14 protein-coding genes are annotated in these 20,762 nt (G+C 68.2%); 3 read left to right on the top strand and 11 right to left on the bottom strand.

Translation table 11 applies throughout. The features are described 5' to 3' along the window. Positions 1 to 46: 46 nt before the first annotated feature. The 6 genes from trxB to EST92_RS02755 form a co-directional block, all read right to left on the bottom strand. A complete protein-coding gene (gene trxB, locus EST92_RS02780) occupies positions 47 to 1,021 on the bottom strand; it encodes a thioredoxin-disulfide reductase (RefSeq protein ID WP_129245870.1) in 975 nt (324 codons plus the stop codon). Between the two features lie 115 nt (positions 1,022 to 1,136). Further along, positions 1,137 to 2,078 (bottom strand): zf-HC2 domain-containing protein, encoded by a 942-nt coding sequence (locus EST92_RS02775; RefSeq protein WP_129279377.1) that lies wholly within the window; start codon positions 2,076 to 2,078, stop codon positions 1,137 to 1,139. After that, positions 2,075 to 2,758, bottom strand: coding sequence for an RNA polymerase sigma factor SigM (sigM, locus tag EST92_RS02770; protein ID WP_129279376.1), 684 nt, complete (start codon positions 2,756 to 2,758; stop codon positions 2,075 to 2,077). Before sigM ends, EST92_RS02775 begins: the two co-directional genes overlap by 4 nt. A gap of 191 nt (positions 2,759 to 2,949) precedes the next feature. Continuing rightward, positions 2,950 to 4,662, bottom strand: a complete 1,713-nt coding sequence (locus EST92_RS02765) for a protein kinase family protein (protein ID WP_129279375.1) — start codon at positions 4,660 to 4,662, stop codon at positions 2,950 to 2,952. Between the two features lie 107 nt (positions 4,663 to 4,769). Further along, positions 4,770 to 6,965: a murein biosynthesis integral membrane protein MurJ gene (murJ, locus tag EST92_RS02760; RefSeq protein ID WP_129279374.1), complete on the bottom strand. Its 2,196-nt coding sequence runs from the start codon at positions 6,963 to 6,965 to the stop codon at positions 4,770 to 4,772. A 46-nt stretch (positions 6,966 to 7,011) separates the two neighbouring features. After that, complete coding sequence (locus EST92_RS02755) at positions 7,012 to 9,297, bottom strand: DUF6049 family protein (RefSeq protein ID WP_129279373.1); 2,286 nt, start codon at positions 9,295 to 9,297, stop codon at positions 7,012 to 7,014. A gap of 273 nt (positions 9,298 to 9,570) precedes the next feature. Here EST92_RS02755 and EST92_RS02750 point away from each other — a divergent pair, with 273 nt between their 5' ends. Beyond that, on the top strand, positions 9,571 to 11,046 hold the full coding sequence (locus tag EST92_RS02750) for a CCA tRNA nucleotidyltransferase (protein ID WP_129279372.1): 1,476 nt from the start codon (positions 9,571 to 9,573) through the stop codon (positions 11,044 to 11,046). A 109-nt stretch (positions 11,047 to 11,155) separates the two neighbouring features. Here the strand turns inward: EST92_RS02750 and EST92_RS31510 are convergent, their stop codons facing one another. From EST92_RS31510 to EST92_RS02730, 4 genes are all read right to left on the bottom strand, one after another. Beyond that, positions 11,156 to 11,746, bottom strand: a complete 591-nt coding sequence (locus tag EST92_RS31510; RefSeq protein WP_174243905.1) for a hypothetical protein — start codon at positions 11,744 to 11,746, stop codon at positions 11,156 to 11,158. Between the two features lie 89 nt (positions 11,747 to 11,835). Continuing rightward, a complete protein-coding gene (locus tag EST92_RS02740) occupies positions 11,836 to 13,116 on the bottom strand; it encodes an MFS transporter (protein WP_129279371.1) in 1,281 nt (426 codons plus the stop codon). Between the two features lie 78 nt (positions 13,117 to 13,194). Beyond that, positions 13,195 to 14,277 carry an inositol-3-phosphate synthase gene (locus tag EST92_RS02735; RefSeq protein WP_129279370.1) on the bottom strand — a complete coding sequence of 361 codons (1,083 nt, stop codon included), beginning with the start codon at positions 14,275 to 14,277 and terminating at the stop codon, positions 13,195 to 13,197. A gap of 46 nt (positions 14,278 to 14,323) precedes the next feature. Continuing rightward, entirely contained in the window at positions 14,324 to 15,004 is a 681-nt protein-coding gene (locus EST92_RS02730; protein WP_129245851.1) for a PadR family transcriptional regulator, read from the bottom strand. Positions 15,005 to 15,592: 588 nt separating this feature from the next. On the opposite strand from EST92_RS02730, the gene EST92_RS02725 reads away from it, so the two are divergent. Both EST92_RS02725 and EST92_RS02720 read left to right on the top strand, forming a co-directional pair. Beyond that, the gene (locus EST92_RS02725) at positions 15,593 to 18,016 is read left to right on the top strand and encodes a transglycosylase domain-containing protein (protein ID WP_254068437.1); all 2,424 of its coding nucleotides are present in this window, start codon (positions 15,593 to 15,595) and stop codon (positions 18,014 to 18,016) included. A 130-nt stretch (positions 18,017 to 18,146) separates the two neighbouring features. Next, positions 18,147 to 19,628 carry a glycosyltransferase 87 family protein gene (locus EST92_RS02720; RefSeq protein WP_129279369.1) on the top strand — a complete coding sequence of 494 codons (1,482 nt, stop codon included), beginning with the start codon at positions 18,147 to 18,149 and terminating at the stop codon, positions 19,626 to 19,628. Positions 19,629 to 19,723: 95 nt separating this feature from the next. Here EST92_RS02720 and EST92_RS02715 read toward each other — a convergent pair whose 3' ends face one another. Next, entirely contained in the window at positions 19,724 to 20,755 is a 1,032-nt protein-coding gene (locus EST92_RS02715) for an alanine racemase (protein ID WP_129279368.1), read from the bottom strand. Between the last annotated feature and the right edge of the window lie 7 nt (positions 20,756 to 20,762).

The raw sequence follows: 20,762 nt of genomic DNA, 5'->3' as shown, positions 1-20,762 counted from the left end.
GGCAATCTCCTTACTGGGTGGGTGGTGGGAAAGCTGGGTGCGAGGATCAGACGGTGGCGGTCTTGTCCGGCTCGGCCGTCGCCTCGCCGTCCGACAGCGCAGCGAGGAACCGCTCGGCGTCGAGGGCGGCGGAGCAGCCGGTGCCGGCCGCGGTGATCGCCTGGCGGTAGGTGTGGTCGACGACATCGCCGGCGGCGAAGACACCGGTCAGGTTGGTACGCGTGCTGGGCGCATCGACCTTGAGGTAGCCGTCGTCGTCGAGCTTCAGCTGCCCCTTGAACAGCTCGGTCCGCGGGTCATGGCCGATCGCGATGAACAGTCCGGTGACGGGAAGCTCGGCGGTCTCGTCGGTCTTGAGGTTGCGCAGCGTCAGGCCCGACAGCTTGCTCTCGCCGTGGATCTCGGCGACCTCGCTGTCCCACACAAACTTGATCTTCGGATCGGCGAAGGCACGCTCCTGCATCGCCTTGCTGGCGCGCAGGGTGTCACGGCGGTGGACGACCGTGACCGACTTGGCGAAGCGGGAGAGGAACGTGGCCTCCTCCATCGCGGTGTCGCCGCCGCCGATCACGGCGATGTCCTGGTCCTTGAAGAAGAAGCCGTCGCAGGTGGCGCACCAGGAGACGCCGCGGCCGGATAGCTCGTCCTCACGGGGCAGACCGAGCTTGCGGTGCTGGGAGCCGGTGCTGACGATCACGGTCTTCGCGCGGTGCACGGTTCCGGCGGAGTCGGTGACGGTCTTGATCTCGTCGGAGAGGTCGACCGCGATGACGTCGTCCGGCACCAGCTCGGCGCCGAAGCGCTCGGCCTGGGCGCGCATGTTGTCCATCAGGTCCGGCCCCATGATGCCGTCGCGGAAGCCGGGGAAGTTCTCCACGTCGGTGGTGTTCATCAGCGCGCCTCCGGCGGTGACAGCACCTTCGAAGACGAGCGGCTTCAGGGACGCGCGGGCGGTGTAGAGCGCTGCGGTATAGCCCGCGGGCCCGGAGCCGATGATGATCACGTTGCGGACGTCGCTCACGGGTGTCTTCCTTGTCTCTGCCGACTGCTTGCTGGGGCTCTCGGAATCTCTCACCCCACCCAACGGATCCTACGGGGCGAGCATTCCCGGAGTGTCACAGCGCACGTCTCGTCACTCAGCCTCGCTGGTACGAGTGCGTCAGCAGGACCTTTCCGGGAGCGGGTGGTGTGGCGGAGACGCACGAGGACGCGATGACATACGCAGAGACACGCTTCGGGTCGGCCGGGTCCGGCAGCACCACGAGGTAGGCGTCCTTGCCCTGGTAACGGGTGTGGCTGGACGCGAGCGGAGCTTCCGGACGCCCGGTGCCCTGGCGGACACACGACGGAACGGTGTCGGCACTGCCGCGCAGCGGGCTGTCGGGGGAGCTCCGGGTGCCGAGGTCCGGGGTTTTGTGCGAGCCCTTGGCCGCGAGCAGATCGTGGACATGTGAGCCAAGGTTGGCGGCGGTCAGCTCGCCTGCCGCAGTGGTGCTCTTCTCGGTGGTGGCTTGGGGGTGGGGGGTGCTTGCCTGGGTGCCGTCGAGAGCGGCGTTCTGGAGAAGGAAGCCCCCGAAGCTCAGGACCGCCGCGGCCGCTGCGGTCCCGAGCAGGATCCGGGGCCAGCGCCGAGCACGGGAGGATCGACTCCCCGGCGATGGCCGACCCGGACCCGAGGAGCCCCGGGGGCGTCCGGCGGGCCGGGTGGGCGGCGTGGCGCGGCTGGGCGGCTCGTCCTTGGTTTCACGTGAAACGGTGACCGGAGCGGCGACTGTTTCACGTGAAACAGTGACCCCGCCGGCGGGAGCAGTGGCATCCAGCAGCGCCTCGGCCGCGAGAGCGGCATCGATGCGACCGGCGACATCGGCCGGCATCCGCACCGGGCCGGGGAGTGTGCCCAGCAGCGCCCGGATCTCCTCCAGGGAGGCGTAGACGTCCGCACACAGTGCGCAGGTGGTGAGATGGTGGCGCAGATCCGCGGTGCGGGTGGGGGACAGCAGCCCGTCCGTGAGGTCGGAGATCTCGGCGACCTCCGGGTGCTCAGTGGGGTGCTCCCCCGTGCCGGTAGTCGATGTCACGCTCGCCCACCTCCGCCCTTCACGGCACCTGTGTCCTTCGGTCCTGCCGTCGGTGGGACGGATGTCCCCTGCGCCCGGTTCCTTCCCCCGCTCGCGGCATTGCTACCCCCGTCGTCGCCGCGCAGATGGGTGACCAAGGGAAGGAGCCGAGCACGGCCCCGTGCACAGCGGCTTTTCACCGTTCCGGTGGGGATCTCCAGAATCTCTGCGGCTTCCGCGACGGGGTAGCCCTGCATATCGACGAGGACCAGGGCGGCACGCTGCTCCTCGGGGAGGGTGCGCAGGGCACCGAGCAACTCGCGGTGCAGATCCTCACGCTCGGCCGGCGCCGCGGCGGATTCCTCAGGTTCGAGAAGCTGCTCCAGCCGCTCGGTCTCGGCGACGGGCGAGGTGCGCCGAGAGGCGGCCTTGCGGGCTCGGTCCAGACACGCATTGACCGTAATGCGGTGCAGCCAGGTGGTGACGGCGGACTGGCCGCGGAAGGTATGGGCCGCGCGATAGGCGGACACCAGGGCGTCCTGCACGGCGTCGGCGGCTTCCTCGCGGTCCCCGAGGGTGCGCAGCGCCACCGCCCAGAGCCGGTCGCGATGGCGCCGGACGATTTCCCCGAACGCATGGGGGTCGCCGGCGACGTGGCGGCTGAGGAGGTCTTGATCGCTGCAGTCGTCCAGCGAGCTCATGAAAAAGACCCCCTCCCTTTGGGACTGACTTGATCTCACCAAGATCGTTCCTCGGTCGCAAGGCCCGCCGCACAGCTTATGGCACTACTTCGACCCTGTCTGGGGCCACATAGCAACCTGGCGCCGAACCGCATGGGTTCGGCGCCAGGTCTCTGCGGAGTCAGTGCATCGCTCGCCGGATCACCGGCGACTCAGCCGGTGACCTTCACATCGGAAATTCCGCCTCGGAACCAGTCGGATTCCCCGTCGCTGGGCAGCGCGGTGATGTGGATCAGGACGTACTGGGTCTTCACCGGCTTGTCCAGCTTCACCGTCAGCTTGTCCCCAGCCTTCGACGACGCCGCGAGCCGCTGGGAGAAGTCACTGAGAGAGGTCGGATTCGATGTGGAGGGGGCGGCGGCCAAAATCTCTGCGGTCTGGCCCGGGCGGTACATGCTGACCTGCACGCCGGAAACGTTCTTGGCGCTACCGAGGTCTATGACGACTCCGCTGCCGTCCTTGCGGTTCGGCAGGTTCCCGAAGTTCGGCCACCCCTTGAACCGCTTGGTGATCCACGCGGTCGACGGGTCGCCGTCCGCCGCGGCGGAGGCCTTGTCCCCGGAGAACGCCTCCCCGAGCGGGGAGAACTCCGTGGCACCGGCGATCGGCAAAGGCTTCGCGGGCTTCTTCTTGGCGCCCTGCTGCGGCTGGGAGTTCTGCGGCTCGTCCTGGTCGTGCTCCCGCTTCAGCAGCGTGTCCGCCAGCTGCCAGCTGCCCAGCCCCAGCGCCGCGATGAGCAGGGCGGAGACGGACCACTTCAGGGCCCGGCCGGTGCGGCTCTGCAACGGTGGCGGAGGCGTGGCGACCGGCTGCGTCTGCCGGGCGGACGGGCCGCTGTGGACCGACGTCTGCCGGTGACTGCCCTGCTGGTACCCCGTGCGCTGGTACGGCGGGGGCGTGGTGAACGCCGTCTCCGGGGGCCGGATGCGGGGCATGGCCGCGACGGCCTTGGCCAGTTCCTCGGGGGTGGTGCAGGGCTGTTCCTGGCGGGAAGCCGTGGCGCCATCGTTGATCAGAGCGCGCATGGCGAGCTCGGACAGCCCGCGGTGCACGCCGGCCCGCACCTGGTCGGGCGCGATGAGCCCGACACCCTTCGGCAGGCCGGTGAGGCCGTGGGCGTCGTTCTCGTACGGCCAGCGCTGGGTCAGCGCGGCGTAGAGCAGCGCGCCGATCGCTTCCGTGTCCGTGCGCTGTGGGTGCTCGCAGGTGATGCCGCGCAGTGCCGCCATGACGGCCAGGCCGCGGATGCGGTACTGCCCGGACTCCGTCCGCAGCACCGAGCCGGGGGTGATCCGCAGATGGGACAGCCCCTCGCGGTGTGCGGCGGCCATGGCCTGGGAGACCTGGCTGACGAGCTGGTAGGCGTCGTGCGGCTCCAGCGGGCCGTTGGCGAGCACCGTGGTGAGCTCGGTGGCATCCGGCAGCCACTCGTGGACGACGTAGACGAGGTCGTTCTCCTCGACGGCATCCAGGACCTGGACGAACCGTGGGTCGCCGAGCAGCGCCGAGGAACGGGCGGCGGACAGCACCGGCCGGGCCCGTGGGTGTTCGGCCGGCAGGATGTGCACGCCGACGGCGCGGCGCAGCTTTTCGTCGACCGCGCGCCAGCTGCTGAATCCGTCCAGACGGGTGACGCACTCCTCGAGGCGATAACGTCTGGCAAGCTTGTGGCCGCTGTGCAGTTCCGGTGGCTGGGCTTCGATCGCCTCGGCACGCTCCTCGTCGGTGCCTGCGGCGTCGTTTTCCCTGCCGGATACCTTCTCGGCCTTAGCACCGTCGTCCGTGGCCTTACCCGCCTTGGCGGTCAGCGGTTCCTCACCGCTCGTGTCAGCCACGTCGACGGCAGCCGTGCTCCGTTCCGCCACCGTCGTTCCTGCCTCCCCATCCGTTGCAGGCTCAATGAGCCAAGACAATTGTGCCCACAGTCCGCCACTATGCACGACACACGGTGGCAGTCGATGGTTGTGCTCGTTCAGCGCCCCAGCTTCGACCGGACCATGCCGACCAGGGCGTTCAGTTCCTCGATGCGCATTTTGCGTGCGGCGACGTAGAACACGGCCAGAAGTGCGGCAGCGCCGACGACCAGAGCGGCCAGTGACCCGAGGACCCCGCTGCCGAGCGACTGCATGATGCCGTAGACCGCGGCCCCGGAGATGATCGTGGCCGGGATGCTGGCGCCGGCCAGCCGCGCGTAGGTCCGGACGACGTGCGCGGTGTCGAGATCGCCGTCCATCCGCTTGCTCAGACGCTGCCAGGCCACGCCGACGCCGATGATGTACGCCAGGCCGTAGGAGGCAGCCATGCCGACCACGGCCCAGCGGGCGGGCAGGACCAGGAAGCACAGGGCGGAGGCCGCAGCGTTCACGGCGGCGACGATCACCGTGTTGTAGAAGGGGGTGCGGGTGTCCTCGTACGCGTAGAAGGCGCGCAGGACGACGTACTGCACCGAGAACGGGATCAGACCCACGCCGAAGGCCATCAGCATGTAGCCCATCGGGACCCCGGCGCCGGACGAGCCGTAGACCAGCGTGCACAGCGGGATACCGAGGGAGAGGAAGCCGAACGAGATCGGGACGATGGCGACGGCGGAGGTGCGCAGGCCCTGCGACATGTCGTCCCGGACGGCTCCGGCGTCACCGTCGTGCGCGGACCGTGCCAGCCGTGGCAGCAGCGCCGCCATCACGGAGACGGTGATGATCGCCTGCGGCATGTTCCAGATCAGCTGGGCGCTGGCGTACGAGATGAAGCCGGTGCCCGGGTGTCCCTGCTGGTCGGCGGTGTTACCGGCCCAGGTGGAGAGCTGGGTGACGACGAGGACGCCCGCCTGGTTGGCGAGCACGAACAGCACCGTCCACTTGGCGAGCTTGGCGGCCTTGCCCAGGCCGTGGCCCCGCCAGTCGAAGCGCAGCCGGAGCTTGAAGTCGGCGTCGCGCAGGTACGGGATCATGGCCAGCGCCTGGACGACGAGCCCGAGGAGGGTGCCGATGCCCAGGAGCCGGATGCCCTCGTCGGGGATGGTGGTGACGCCGATGTGCGAGGTCTTCGCGGTGCCGTAGACCCAGATGAACAGGCCGAAGGTGGCGATCATGACGATGTTGTTGAGGACCGGGGTCCACATCATCGCGCCGAAGCGGCCACGGGCATTGAGGATCTGGCCCATCACCACATGCAGGCCCATGAAGAAGATCGTGGGCACGCAGTAGCGGGTGAACGCGACTGCGACCTCGTTGGCTGCCGGGTCGCGGGAGATGTCGAAGGAGACCAGTTTCACCAGGAGCGGCGCGGCCACGACCGCCAGGACCGTCAGCACGCCGAGGACCACGATGACCAGGGTCAACAGCCGGTTGGCGTAGGCCTCGCCGCCGTCGTCGTCCTCCTTCATCGCGCGCACCAGCTGCGGGACGAAGACGGAGTTCAGACCGCCGCCGATGGTCAGGATGAAGATCATCGTCGGAAGTTGGTAGGCGACCTGCCAGGAGTCACCCAGCACCGCACCACCGAGCGCCGCGACGATCAGCGCCGAGCGGACGAAGCCCGTCAGACGGGACACCATCGTGCCGGCGGCCATCACCGCGCTGGACTTGAGCAGGCCGGAGGCCCGACCACCGGACGGCTTGCCGGCCGCCGCCACGGGGGCGGGCTCCGGCTCCGGCGCGGACTGCGGCGGTACGCCCTCGGGGCCGGGTGCCGCGGGCGGGTGCTGGGGCTCGTAGTGCTGCTGGTCCCGGTAGAGATGCGCAAAGGCATCCGGCTCCGGACGTTCCTGGGCGGCCTGGGTGATCAGGTCGTCGACGCCCACGAACTGGGTGGTCGCCGCGGCGTCGCCGTACGGGAGATTGCGGCTGGGCCCCTGGGGCTCGGGCGGCGGAGGTGAGGCCCACAGCTGCGGATCGGGGGCGTGCCGGCCGGCGGCAGGCTGCTGGTAGAGCGGCTGTGTGGGCTGCCCCGGCGCCTGCCCCGGGGGCGGCGGCGGGTGCGCGGCGCGGTCGTAGAGCGCCTCGGTCACCGGGTCCTGTGCCGTCGGGTCCTGTGTGCGGTGCGGATCGTTGCGGTAGGCGTCCTGGACGTAGGGGTCCTGGTCCGCGGGCAGCGGGGGCGTCGGAGGGACCGGCCCATTGGGGTCGCCACCGGCGCCCCGGCCCCGGTCACCGTCGTACGGCGAATTCATCGCTGCCCCACCTCATCCGTAGCCGGCCATCCGGCCCCGCCATCTATCAACGGTCCACTTTCTCACCTGAGCCGGACGGGTCGGAGCTTTCCGAACCGGTGTCCGGCGTGGGGTCACTCGGCTGCTCGGGCTCGTCGCCGTCCGTGCCGCCGTTGTCGCCGTCCGTGCCCGTATCGCCGTCGGTCCCGTCTCCGTCGGATCCGTCCCCGTCGGTGCCCTCTCCCTCGGTTCCGTCCTCGGCACGCCGGCCGGCTGCCCGCTTGCGCTGGAGGTAGATCCGGACGCCGGCGAGGACGAGCAGCAGCACGCCGCCCGCGATGACGAGCATCACCGTCGCGGTGATCTCCGTGACGTTCACCTGGAACATCATGGGCTTACCGTAGGGCTTTCCGTCCGAGGTGTAGAGCTGGGCGGTCACCCACGCCCGGCCGTTCGCATTCGCCGTGGTGTCGAACTTGAACGACTGGCTGTGCCCGCCTTCCACCGTGATGGTCTGCGGCTTCCCCGCGTCCAGTCGGTTGGGCTGCGAAGAGGTCAGCTTCAGCGTCATGTCCTTGACGCCCTGGAACAGGTTGTTCTGGACCGTCACCGGAATCGTGGCGCTGCGCCCGGAGAGCGTCGCCTCCGACTTCTGGATCAGGTGCACCTTCTTGGTCAGGCCGTCGAGGTAGCTGCGAACGGAGTGGCGGAACGCCTTGGCGTCGCTGGGATCCCGTCGCCACTGCGTCGACATCTCGCGCATTATGGCGTTGCCGAACGGGGTCACCACGCGCTCCGGCTGGGCCAGGATCACCTGGTAGTCGTCCAGTGCGGCCTGGGTGCCCTGGATCTGCCGGAACGCCCTCGTGGGGAGCTCCTGCCGGCGTAGCGACGACGGGTAGGCGCTGCCGCTCGGGACGTGCCGGGTGGCCGCGCGGTCGGGCTTGGCCTTGGCCGCGCCGCTGAGGTTCAGCGGCTGGGTCCAGCGGTCGGACTGCTTGAGCTCCCGCAGCGCGGTGGCCATTGCCTGGGCCTGGCTGACCGACGGCATGCGCTGCGGTGCGACGACGATGCTGCGCTGCCGGCCGGGGTCCTCAAGGTTGATCATCTCTGTCTGGGCGAGGAACTCCTGGACCGCGTGGGCGGAGTTTCCCGCCTTCGACATATCGCCTTCGAAGGCCCGTGAGAGCTGCGCATCCGCGACAACGGCGGTGTTGCCGCCGCCGATGGGCCGGGCGGCCGTCGGGGTGTAGGGCAACCCGCCGGCCTCGCGGAGGCTGTCGCTGCGGGTGATCACATTGTGCGCACCGGCCGAGGTCGCGACATCGACGATGGAGGAGTCGATCGCGCCGTCGACGGGCCAGGCGAAGTCCGTGCGCGGTTTGACGCCGAGGATCGTGTCCACGGTCTTGTCGGCAAGGTCGGTGGCCGGACCGAGGTGGCTGAGCGCGCTGGGCACGCTCTTTCCGTGGTGAGCCAGCGAGGCCAGGTCAGGGTCGGCGAAGGGCAGCGCGACCACCTCGCGGGTCTTGACCGCCTCCTCAAGTTCGTGGAGCCACTGCTTGGCGACCGCCTGGTTCTTGCCCATACGGCCGTCCGGGCCGTTCACCCGGTACGACTTGGTCATCGCGTCGACCGTCGCGAGCAGGTCGGGATCGATGACGAAGGTCACCGGGAGGTTCTTGCCCAGCTCGACCATCTGCTGCAGCCGGCCACCGGGCGCGAGCTCGGCAGCGAGGTCGTCGTCACGGAAGACCGGTGTCTGCTGGGCGTCGGGGTTGGTCTCCGCAGTGAGGTGCGTGGAGGAGATCAGCGGCCACATGTACGTGAGCTGCGTCTTCTTCTCGGCGTCGGACTCCTGCCAGGGGAGGAACGTCCGGTCGAAGCCGAGGACCTGCCCGGACGGCGCGGACGCGGAGCGCCCTGACAGAGAGATACCGAGCTGGTACACCCCGTCCTTGCCGAGATCGAGATCCTTGACCGGCACGCTGAGGCTGAAGGGCTGGCTGACGCCGGGCTCCAGCTTGCCGATCTTCTCCGTGTGCCCGTCGACCGCTTCGCCGTCCGCGCCCGGCAGATAGCCGGTGCGACGGGACAGGCTCTCGATGGAGCTGCGGCCGCCGATGGCGGCGCCGCGGTGCATGGCGACCTTGGCGTCCGTGATCGTGCTGCGGCCGTCGTTGATCAGCGTGCCGGAGACGGTGACCGTATCGCCCTTGGACGGGGCGGACGGGGACATCGAGTCGATCGTGACGTCGACCGTCCGGGAGCCGGTGGGAGCCGCCTGAGCGGAAGGGGCGTGCGGGACCTGGAGCAGCCCCACGAGAAGGAGCACTCCAGTGAGCAGTGTCACGGTCCTTCGCAGCCATCGACCACGCGGCCGTTCAGTCGCCTGGAACCCTGCCGCCTCGGCCACGCGCTCGCCCGTCCCTCGTCGTCGTCTGTGGTCGTCGGAATGTGCGTCCACGAATGGTAACGAGGCCCGCCGCGCCGGAGTGCCAGGGACTGCTCCACATGATGGCGGCGCAGCGGGCAGTGTGCCCAGCCTGTCCCCTTTATTACGTGACGCCTGGGCTGCTTTATTGCGTGACGCCTCGGGCTGCGCGGCCACGTACCCTGTTTTGTTGTGCCGAACGCCAACAATGACCTCCCCGCCCCGCTCTCCGAGCGGACCCCGCAGTCGACGAACGCGCTGAACCATGTGCAGCGTCGTGCCGTCAGCGAGTTGCTGCGGGTGTCCCCCGTTGCGGATGACCTGGCCCGTCGATTTCAGGAGGCCGGGTTCACACTTGCCCTGGTCGGCGGGTCGGTCCGGGATGCGCTGCTGGGCCGGCTCGGCAATGACCTGGACTTCACCACCGATGCCCGCCCCGAGGACGTCCTCAAGATCGCCCGTCCTTGGGCCGATGCGGTCTGGGAGGTCGGTATCGCCTTCGGGACGGTCGGCTGCAAAAAGGACTCGTTCGACATCGAGGTCACGACCTACCGCTCCGAGGCATACGACCGCACCTCTCGCAAGCCGGAAGTGTCGTACGGGGACACCATCGAGCAGGACCTCGTGCGCCGGGATTTCACGGTGAACGCCATGGCGGTGCTGCTGCCCCAGAAGGAGTTCGTCGACCCGCACGACGGTCTGGAGGACCTGGCGGCGCGCGTGCTGCGGACGCCGGGGACACCGCAGGAGTCGTTCTCCGATGATCCGCTGCGGATGCTGCGTGCGGCCCGCTTCGCCGCGCAGCTGGACTTCGAAGTCGCGCCCGAGGTCGTCGCCGCGATGAAGGCGATGGCGGACCGCATCGAGATCGTCTCCGCGGAGCGTGTGCGGGACGAGCTGAACAAGCTGATCCTGGCGCCGCACCCGCGCGAGGGGCTGCGGCTGCTCGTCGATTCGGGCCTGGCCGACCAGATCCTGCCCGAGCTGCCCGCACTGCGACTGGAGAGTGACGAGCATCACCGTCACAAGGACGTCTACGAGCATTCGCTGACGGTCCTGGAGCAGGCGATCGACCTCGAGGAGGACGGGCCCGATCTGGTGCTGCGGCTGGCGGCTCTGCTGCATGACATCGGCAAGCCCAGGACGCGACGCTTCGAGAAGGACGGCCGGGTCTCCTTCCACCACCACGAGGTGGTGGGCGCGAAGATGACCAAGAAGCGGATGACCGCCCTGAAGTACTCCAACGACATGATCAAGGACGTCTCGCGGCTCGTGGAGCTGCATCTTCGCTTCCACGGCTATGGGACGGGCGAGTGGACGGACTCCGCGGTCCGCAGGTATGTGCGGGACGCCGGACCGCAGCTGGAGCGGCTGCACAAGCTCACCCGCTCGGACTGCACGACCCGAAACAAGCGCAAGGCCGGTGCCCTGTCACGTGCCTATGACGGGCTTGAGGAGCGCATCGCGCTGCTGCAGGAACAGGAAGAGCTGGAAGCGATCCGCCCGGATCTGGACGGTAACGACATCATGCAGATTCTGGGTCTTCGCCCGGGCCCTGAGGTCGGCAAGGCCTACAAGCAGATGCTGGAGCTTCGGCTGGAGCACGGCCCCATGGACCGTGAGACGGCCATCGCCGCACTGAAGGAGTGGTGGGCCACCCAGGGCTGATGTTTCACGTGAAACGTGCGGTCGATCAGTCGTCACGTTTCACGTGAAACGAGGAGCGGTGTTTCACGTGAAACACCGCTCCTCGCGTATCCGATGCCTTTGAGGCCGGCTACTTCGCTGTGGTCAGGCAGAGCACCATGGCGGTGTCGGCGCGCCTGCGGCGGTGCGTTTCCTTGACGTAGGCCGGCTGACCCGCGGGGCACACGGACGTGTCCGAGGTGCCGTTGTGCACGGCGGTCACCTTGTACTGGGCCTTCGAGGTCCCGCAATCCACCACTTCGAGGCCGTCATCGAGCGAGCTGCTGGACTTGTGCACGCAGTCGCCGACCTCGGCGGATTCTGCGTCGTCCATGCTGCTGATCCAGCCGACGGCGATGACGATCAGCCCGATGACGAGCCCGATGCCCTTCAAGATGGCCTTGGGGGAACGGCTCTTGGCAGGCCGCGGCGGTGGCACGGGAGGCCCACCCTGCATGTAGGGCTGCTGCGGAGCCATGGGGTAACCCGGCGGTGGCTGCTGTCCGTACGGAGCCTGCGGCTGCGCGGGGTGGGCGTAGCCGCCCTGGGGCTGGCCATAAGGAGCCTGCGGCGCTTGTGGTGCCTGCGGATAGGGGTTCTGCCCGTAGGGCGGCTGTCCGTACGGCTGTTGTCCGTACGGCGCCTGGCCGTACGGATTCGCGCCCTGCGGCGGCGTGGTCATGGGACTCCCCCGATTTTGATGTGTACAGGCTTGGGTAGGACGCCCGTAAGGTATCCGGTCCGGGTGCCCTGCCGCAGAAGCCGGGGTGCTCACCGCACGGGGGAGGGCCTTGCCCCATGACCGAAGCGGACCCCGGCCGCGGCCACCAGCGCGTACAGCACGGTCACCACGCCCAGCAGCGCGGTGGACCGTCCGTCCGGCGGCAGCATGAGGGCCGCGACCGCGGCAGCGCCGACGTAGGCGACGTTGAAAAGGACGTCGTAAATGGCGAAGATCCGGCCGCGGAAGGCGTCGTCGACGGAAGACTGGACGATGGTGTCCGTGGAGATCTTGGTCCCTTGTGTGCTGAGGCCGAGCACGAACGCGGCCGCCAGCATCGGGCCCGGCGTGAAGAACAACCCGAGGGACGGCACCAGCACCGCGTCCATCGCGGCACAGCAGACGATCCAGCCGAACGCGGTGAGCCGTGTGACGGCCCAGGGTGTGACGACGGCGGCGGTGAAGAAGCCTCCACCGGACACCGCGACGGTGATCCCGAGCAGTGCCAGGCCCTCGGATTCGGTGTCGGACCAGGAGTACCGGCACAGCATCAGCACCATGACCGTCAGGGCTCCGTAGCAGAACCGGATCAAGGTCATCGCGATCAGCGCGCGCGCCGCGGTGCGCCGCTCGGCGAGATGGCGCAGACCCTCCGCCAGACCGCGCACCGTGCTCAACAGGGCTTCCCGCAGATGCGGTTGGAGGCGCGCGGGGTCGGGACCGAGCAACTGCGGCGTCATGCGCAGCGAGGTGAGGGCCGAGCAGAAGTAGAGGGCCGCGGCGAGCAGCACGACGAACGCGTCCACATCCGAGCCGGCCAGGCGGATGGCGAAAGCGAGCCCGCCGCCGGCCGTCGCGGCGAGTGTTCCGGCGGTGGGGGCAAGGGAGTTGGCCATGACCAGCTGTTGTCCCCCGTCGACCACTCTGGGGAGCGCGGCCGAGAGCCCGGCCAGGACGAAGCGGTTCACGGCGGTCACGGCCAGGGCCGAGACGTAGAAGAGGCCGTCAGGGACATCCGACACGATCAGCGCCGCGGTCACCATGGCCAGCAGGGTCCGCAGCAGATTGCCGTACAGCAGGACCTGTCGGCGCCGCCAGCGGTCGAGCAGCACCCCGGTGAAGGGCCCGAGGAGTGAGTACGGCAGCAGCAGGATCGCCATGGCGGAGGCAATGGCTTCGGGCGAGGCCTGCTTCTCGGGTGAGAAGACGACGAACGTCGCGAGTGCGACCTGGAACACCCCGTCGGCCGCTTGGGACAGAAGCCGTGCGGCAAGGAGCGAACGGAAGTCGCGGAGCCGGAGTAGTACGGACAGGGCGCGCACCGCATGCATGAGGCACAGCCTCACACAGCCCGCAGGCCTCCGGGTGGAATACCCGGAGGCCCGCGGAGGGAGAGTGCGTCGGGCGTGTCAGCGCTCGACCTCGCCGCTGATGAACTTCTCGACGTTCTCCCGCGCCTCGTCGTCGAAGTACTGCACCGGCGGCGACTTCATGAAGTACGAGGACGCGGAGAGGATCGGGCCACCGATGCCCCGGTCCTTGGCGATCTTCGCGGCGCGCAGGGCGTCGATGATGACTCCGGCGGAGTTCGGGGAGTCCCAGACCTCGAGCTTGTACTCCAGGTTCAGCGGGACGTCACCGAAGGCACGGCCTTCGAGCCGGACGTAGGCCCACTTGCGGTCGTCCAGCCAGGCCACATAGTCCGAGGGGCCGATGTGGACGTTGTCCTCGCCCAGTTCACGGTCGCGGATCTGAGAGGTGACGGCCTGCGTCTTGGAGATCTTCTTGGACTCCAGGCGCTCGCGCTCGAGCATGTTCTTGAAGTCCATGTTGCCGCCGACGTTCAGCTGCATCGTGCGGTCCAGGATGACGCCCCGGTCCTCGAAGAGCTTGGCCATCACACGGTGCGTGATCGTGGCGCCGACCTGCGACTTGATGTCGTCACCGACGATCGGGACACCGGCCTCGGTGAACTTGTCCGCCCACTCCTTCGTGCCGGCGATGAAGACCGGGAGGGCGTTGACGAAGGCGACCTTGGCGTCGATGGCGCACTGGGCGTAGTACTTCGCCGCGTCCTCGGAGCCGACGGGGAGGTAGCAGACCAGGACGTCGACCTGCTTGTCCTTGAGGACCTGGACGACGTCGACCGGGGCCTCGGCGGACTCCTCGATGGTCTGGAGGTAGTACTTGCCCAGGCCGTCGAGGGTGTGGCCGCGCTGGACCGTCACGCCGGCGTTCGGCACATCGCAGATCTTGATGGTGTTGTTCTCGCTGGCGCCGATGGCATCCGCGAGGTCGAGCCCGACCTTCTTGGCGTCGACGTCGAAGGCGGCCACGAACTCGATGTCACGCACGTGGTAGTCGCCGAACTGCACGTGCATGAGGCCGGGCACGCGGCTCTTCGGGTCGGCGTCCTTGTAGTACTCGACGCCCTGTACCAGCGAGGCGGCGCAGTTGCCCACGCCGACGATGGCTACGCGAACCGAACCCATTCCGGTTGCTCCCTGTGATCTCGATGAGGCTCCGCACGACGGAACCTCATGTGGTGGTGTCATCGGACGGATCCGGCCGGGAACCACCCCGGTGCCGGGGCAGGCCGCCCGTATCTCTTGACTGGTGCTTGCTGTCCTGTGCTGCGGGATCCGGCGCGCGCTGATCGCGCCCGGCACGCTCACTTTCGATGAGCTCGTTCAGCCAACGGACTTCGCGCTCCACGGACTCCATGCCGTGCCGCTGCAGTTCGAGGGTGTAGTCGTCCAGCCGCTCGCGGGACCTGGCCAGGGAGGTGTGCATCCGCTCGAGGCGCTCCTCCAGCCGGCTGCGGCGGCCTTCCAGCACACGCATCCGCACGTCCCGCGATGTCTGGCCGAAGAATGCGAAGCGGACGCCGAAGTGCTCGTCCTCCCACGCGTCCGGTCCGGAGTGGCCGAGCAGTTCCTCGAAGTGCTCTTTGCCCGCTGCGGTCAATCGGTAGACGATCTTGGCTCGGCGCCCTGTCAGAGCCGCGGCCGGTACGGCCTCCGGGGCGCCGTCCGTCTCCTCGATGAGCCAGCCGTTCGCGACCAGCGCCTTGAGGCAGGGGTAGAGGGTGCCATAGCTGAACGCACGGAAGACCCCGAGCGAGGTGTTGAGCCGTTTCCGCAGCTCATAGCCGTGCATCGGGGACTCACGGAGCAGGCCGAGGACGGCGAACTCGAGGATGCCGGAGCGTCTGCTCATCCTCCGCCTCCCTGGTCTGTGCCTTCTTTATGTCGTGCTGATGTATCGACTCGATACATCCAGACGATAGAACGGTCACCTGGGTGGAACAAGAGGGGGGATGGTGAACGGCGTCACATCACTGAATCGTGCTAATCAACCTGACTGATTTGGAGTGAATTTCAACACTGGGCAGGTTTTGGACGTGCGTAGTCTGTGCGGCATGCAGACTGCCGGGAACCGCGGGCCGATATCCGACGTCCCCGTCCTCGGTGTATTGCGGTTCGCGCCTCAGGAGCGAGCCGTGCATCGGGGGGACCTGAAGACAACTGCCGCCTTCAGGCGACGAGATAGCGCGCCTGCCCGAGGAGTATTCGTTCCATGAGCGAGCACCGTCGCAAACCGCCACAGCCGCAGAGTGGCGGACGTGCCGCGGCCCGACGCGCCGCACAGCCACCAGGGCGTCGTGGCGCCCCTTCGCGTGGCTCCGCTGCCGGTCCTGCCTCCCCCTCCGAGTCGTACGGCGACGAGCCGCGGCAGGGTGGGCGTGCCGAGGCCCGCAGAGCCGCTCAGCGCAGCGGCCGCCGCAGGGCGCCCGAGTCTGCTGGGATGGGCTCCGGAGTCGGCGGCCGCGGTGGCGGAGGTCGGCGCGGTGGTGGCGGCGGCCCCGAGGGTGGTCGTGGTCGCGGCAGCGGAAAGCCGGCCAAGAAGCGTCTGATCGATTACCCGCGCGCCAACCGCATCGGCTGGCGGCGCTTTGTTCCCTCCTGGAAACAGGTCGCCAGCCTGTGCGTCGGTTTCATAGGGCTGATCGTCGGCGTTTCCGGAGTCGCGCTGGCCGTGGTGCACGTTCCCGACGAGAGCCTGGCGGCCAAGTCGCAGAACAATGTCTATCTCTGGGCCAATGGCAAGGTCATGGCTCGCGACGGTGAGACAAACCGGCAAAACGTCACGATCAATGAAATTCCGCGTTCGATGCAGAATGCGGCAATCTCCGCGGAGAATGCCTCGTTCCGGACCGACTCGGGCGTGGACCCGATGGGTATCGCGCGCGCCGTGTTCAACATGGCCAAGGGTGGCGAGACCCAGGGCGGATCGACGATCACCCAGCAGTACGTGAAGAACGCGATGCTGAGCCAGCAGCAGACCATCGACCGCAAGTTCAAGGAACTGTTCATCGCGATCAAGGTCGGCTGGTCGAAGAACAAGGACCAGATCCTCCAGGGGTACCTCAACACGAGCTACTACGGACGCGGTGCCTACGGCATCCAGGCCGCGGCTCAGGCGTACTACGGCGTGGACGCCGCCAAGCTGAAGCCGGACCAGAGCGCCTTCCTGGCCACGGTGCTCAAGGGTGCGGATCTGTATGACCCCGCGGGTGGTACCAGCCCGGGAGCCACCCGGGCGGCGAACACCAAGCGTGCCGAGGCGCGCTGGTCCTGGATCCTCGACCGCGAGGTCGCCAACCACCTCATGTCGAAGGCGCAGCGGGACTCGTACCGCGGGAAGTTCCCCAAGCCGAAGCTGCCGAAGCCGGTGGCCAGCAAGAGCGGTCAGATCGGCTACATGATGGACACCGCGAAGAAGTATGTGCTGAAGCACTCCGGGCTCAGTGAGGCGCGGTTCGACAAGGGCGGCTACACGATCCGGACGACCTTCGACGAGAAGCGGACCAATCAGCTCGAGACCGCGGTCAAGAAGGTCGACAAGCGGTACATCGACCCCAAGAAGCGCGCGAAGGATAAATACGTCCAGTTCGGTGGCGCCTCGGTGGTACCGGGAGACGGCAAGATCGTCGCCCTGTACGGCGGTGAGGGCTACGACAAGGGGCACTTCAGCAACAACGCCGATACCTTCGGTGTGCCGGTCGGCTCGACCTGGAAGCCGTTCGTGCTCGCTGCGGCGATGAAGTACGGAACGGCCAAGAGCGAGGGTCAGCCGATCTCGCCGGACAGCCGGTATAACGGCAATGACCACCTCAAGGTGAAGGACGCTGAGGGTAACTACGTCCGGAAGCGGGACAACTCGGTCTTCTATCAGGAGAACGAGAGCAACCACCCCTGGGGCTACATCCCCTTGACCAAGGCGATGGAGCAGTCCGTCAACACCCCCTTCGTGCAGCTCGGCATGGATGTCGGGATGAGCAAGGTCCGGGACATGGCGCAGTCGGCGGGCATTGCGCCGGCCAGCTTCGACAAGAACCTGAACCCGTCCTTCGCACTGGGCACCTCCACGCCGAGCGCGATCCGGATGGCCGACGCCTACGCCACGTTTGCCGAGTCGGGCACGAAGGTCGAGCCGTATTCGGTGACCAAGGTGACGTTCGAGGGCGAGGACCTGCCGGGCTTCGACAAGCCGAGGTCCGAGACGGGGATGGACGCCAACATCGCCAACAACGTGACCAAGGTGCTGAAGAACGTCATCCAGAACGGCACCGCGACGGAAGCCAAGAAGCTGAATATGCCGGCAGCCGGCAAGACCGGTACCACCGACCAGAACAAGTCGGCCTGGTTCGTCGGCTACACCAAGCAGCTGTCGACGGCCGTCTCGATGTTCCGTGAGGACGCGCAGAACCCCCGTCAGCTGTCCATGAACGGTGTCGGTGGCTTCGACTCGATCCACGGTGGTGCGCTGCCCACCGAGGTGTGGACCGAGTACATGCTGCAGGCGATGAAGGGCGTCACCCCGGAGGACTTCCCGGCCGCCACGCCCATCGGGGACCGGGTGGACGAGGACGGCATGCCGACTCCGAAGCCGACCCCCACGCCGTCGGACACGCCGTCGAACACTCCGTCGGAGACTCCCAGCGAGTCCGCTCCTCCGACGAACTCTCCCAGCCCGAGCCCGTCGCAGTCCTGCTCCCCGTTTGACGTCAACTGCAAGAACAGCGGTGGGGCCAGTAGCGGCGGAGGCAACGGAGGAGGAACGGGCGGACCTGGTGGACCGGGCGGTGGCACCGGAGGCACCAGTCCGACTCCTGCCCCGACGGACGCCACCGGTGGTGGCGGCTGGTTCGGTGGCCCGACCGGTTGACGAGCACCGACTGTTTCACGTGAAACGCTGAATGTTTCACGTGAAACATGGAGCTACGAAGCCCCCGCCTGGATTGTCCGGGCGGGGGCTTCGCCGTTTTCCGTCCACGGCCGTACGGCAGGATGGGGCCATGACGAGCGTGCGACGGGACGAGTCGGTGCGGCCGACCCAGCGGGATGAGGTGGCGGCGGCCGGCAGCGAGCTGATCGGAGGGCCGATCGGCCGGCACGCGCTGCTCGGAACGAGTTGGCTGACGCCGGTCCGGGTCATCGCGCTCGTCGCCATCGGCATGTTCGCGCTCGGCATGGTGCAGAAGCTGCCGTGCTACAACGGCGGCTGGTTCTTCGGGGCCACCAGCCAGTACACCCACGCCTGCTACTCCGACATCCCCCACCTCTATGCGGGGCGGGGCTTTTCCGAGGGGCTGATCCCGTACTTCGACCGGCTGCCCGGCGATATGGAGTATCTCGAGTACCCGGTGCTCACCGGTGTCTTCATGGAGGTGGCCTCCTGGATGACGCCGCACGCAGGCGGCCTCCAGCAGCGGGAACAGATCTACTGGCTGGTCAACGCCGGCATGCTGATGATCTGCGCCGTCGTGATCGCCGTGTGCGTGACCCGCACCCACCGGCGGCGCCCCTGGGACGGCCTCCTGGTCGCCCTGGCGCCCGCCGCCGCCCTCACCGCCACCATCAACTGGGATCTCCTCGCGATCGCCCTGACCGCCGCCGGGATGCTGATGTGGTCACGCAGCCGGCCGCTGGCGGCCGGTGTCCTCATCGGGCTGGCCACCGCGGCGAAGCTGTATCCGGTGCTGCTGCTGGGTCCGCTGCTGGTGCTGTGCTGGCGCGCGGGAGCCTGGCGCGCCTACCGGAAGGCGGTGGCCGGTGCCCTGGTGTCCTGGCTGGTGGTGAATCTCCCGGTGATGATCACGCATGATGCCGCGGGATTCCATATCCGGGAGGGCTGGGCGAAGTTCTACACGTTCAGCCAGGAACGGCCCATCGACTTCGGATCGGTCTGGCTGCTGATCTCGCAGCGCACCGGGAACCCCCTGGAGAACGCCAATACCTACGCCACCCTGCTGATGATCCTCGGCTGCGGCGCCATCGGGCTGCTGGCCCTCTACGCGCCGCGCCGGCCGCGCTTTGCCCAGCTGGCGTTCCTCGTCGTTGCGCTGTTCATCCTCACCAACAAGGTCTACTCGCCGCAGTACGTTCTGTGGCTGACACCCCTCGCCGCGCTGGCCCGGCCGCGCTGGCGGGACTTCCTGATCTGGCAGGCCTGCGAGGTCATGTACTTCCTGGGGATCTGGATGTACCTCGCCTACACAGGAAACGGCGACAAGCACCAGGGGCTCCCCACGGAGGGATACCAACTGGCCATCGTCCTCCACCTCTTGGGCACCCTCTACCTGTGTGCCGTGGTGGTACGGGACATCTGGCTGCCGGAACGCGACGTGGTCCGCAGGGACGGGGACGACGACCCCTCGGGCGGAGTCCTGGACCACAGTCCTGATGTGTTCGTGCTCGGCAGGACCCACCACCAGCCGCGGCACGCGATGCAGTTCGAGGCGGCGCCACGGGTGCGCTGGGGCGTCGTACGGGAATGAGCCGGCACCGGCGTGGTGCACCGAGGGCCCGGTGCCGCAGGGAATGTCTGCGGCACCGGGCCCTCGGTCCGTCCGGGCGGGGTCCGGGAAACGGCTCAGCGGTCCACGAGGCGGTCGTACTGCGTGGTGGTGTGCCGCAGATGGGCCACGAGTTCCTCGCCGACCTGCGGCTGTGGGGCATCGGCCGGCACGAACAGGATCGACACCTGCATGTGCGGGGGCTCTGCGAACCAGCGTTGCTTCCCGGCCCACACATAGGGCGCGAGATTGCGGTTGACGGTGGCCAGGCCGGCCCGCGCCACGCCCTTGGCACGAGGCATCACCCCGTGCAGCGCCTTGGGTGATTCCAGGCCGACACCGTGCGAGGTGCCGCCGGCCACCACGACCAGGTAACCGTCGGAGGCCGCCTTCTGCTGGCGGTAGCCGAAGCGCTCGCCCTTGGCGATCCGGGTGACGTCGAGCACCGAACCGCGGTACTCGGTGGCCTCGTGGTCGCCCAGCCACAGCCGGGTACCGATCCGCGCGCGGAACCGCGTCTGCGGGAACTGCTGCTGGAGTCGGGCGAGTTCATCGGCCTTGAGGTGGCTGACGAACATGGTGTGCAGGGGGAGGCGGGCCGCACGGAGACGGTCCATCCAGCCGATGACCTCCTCGACCGCATCGGACCCGTCGGTGCGGTCCAGCGGCAGGTGGAGCGCGAAGCCCTCGAGCCGGATGTCCTCGATGGCCGTGGCCAGTTTCGGCAGGTCCTCCGGCTTGACGCCGTGGCGCTTCATGCTGCTCATGACCTCGATGACCACCCGGGCGCCGACCAGGCCACCGACGCCCTCGACGGAGGAGACCGAGCGGATCGCCCGGTCGGGCAGCGGCACCGGCTCCTCGCCGTGACGGAACGGCGTCAGGACGAGCAGGTCGCCGCTGAAGAAGTCCTTGATACGGGCCGCCTCGTAGGTGGTCCCGACCGCGAGGATGTCGGCGCCCAGGCGGGTCGCCTCGTCGGCGAGGCGCTCATGGCCGAAGCCGTAGCCGTTGCCCTTGCAGACCGGGACGAGCCCGGGGAACTGCTGGAGAACGCTCTGCTGATGCGCCCGCCAGCGCGCGGTGTCGACGTAGAGGGTGAGCGCCATGGCCGGG

The sequence above is a fragment of the Streptomyces sp. TM32 genome, assembly GCF_004122755.1.
GTDB lineage: Bacteria > Actinomycetota > Actinomycetes > Streptomycetales > Streptomycetaceae > Streptomyces > Streptomyces sioyaensis.
This window is presented reverse-complemented; position numbering and strand designations above follow the sequence as displayed.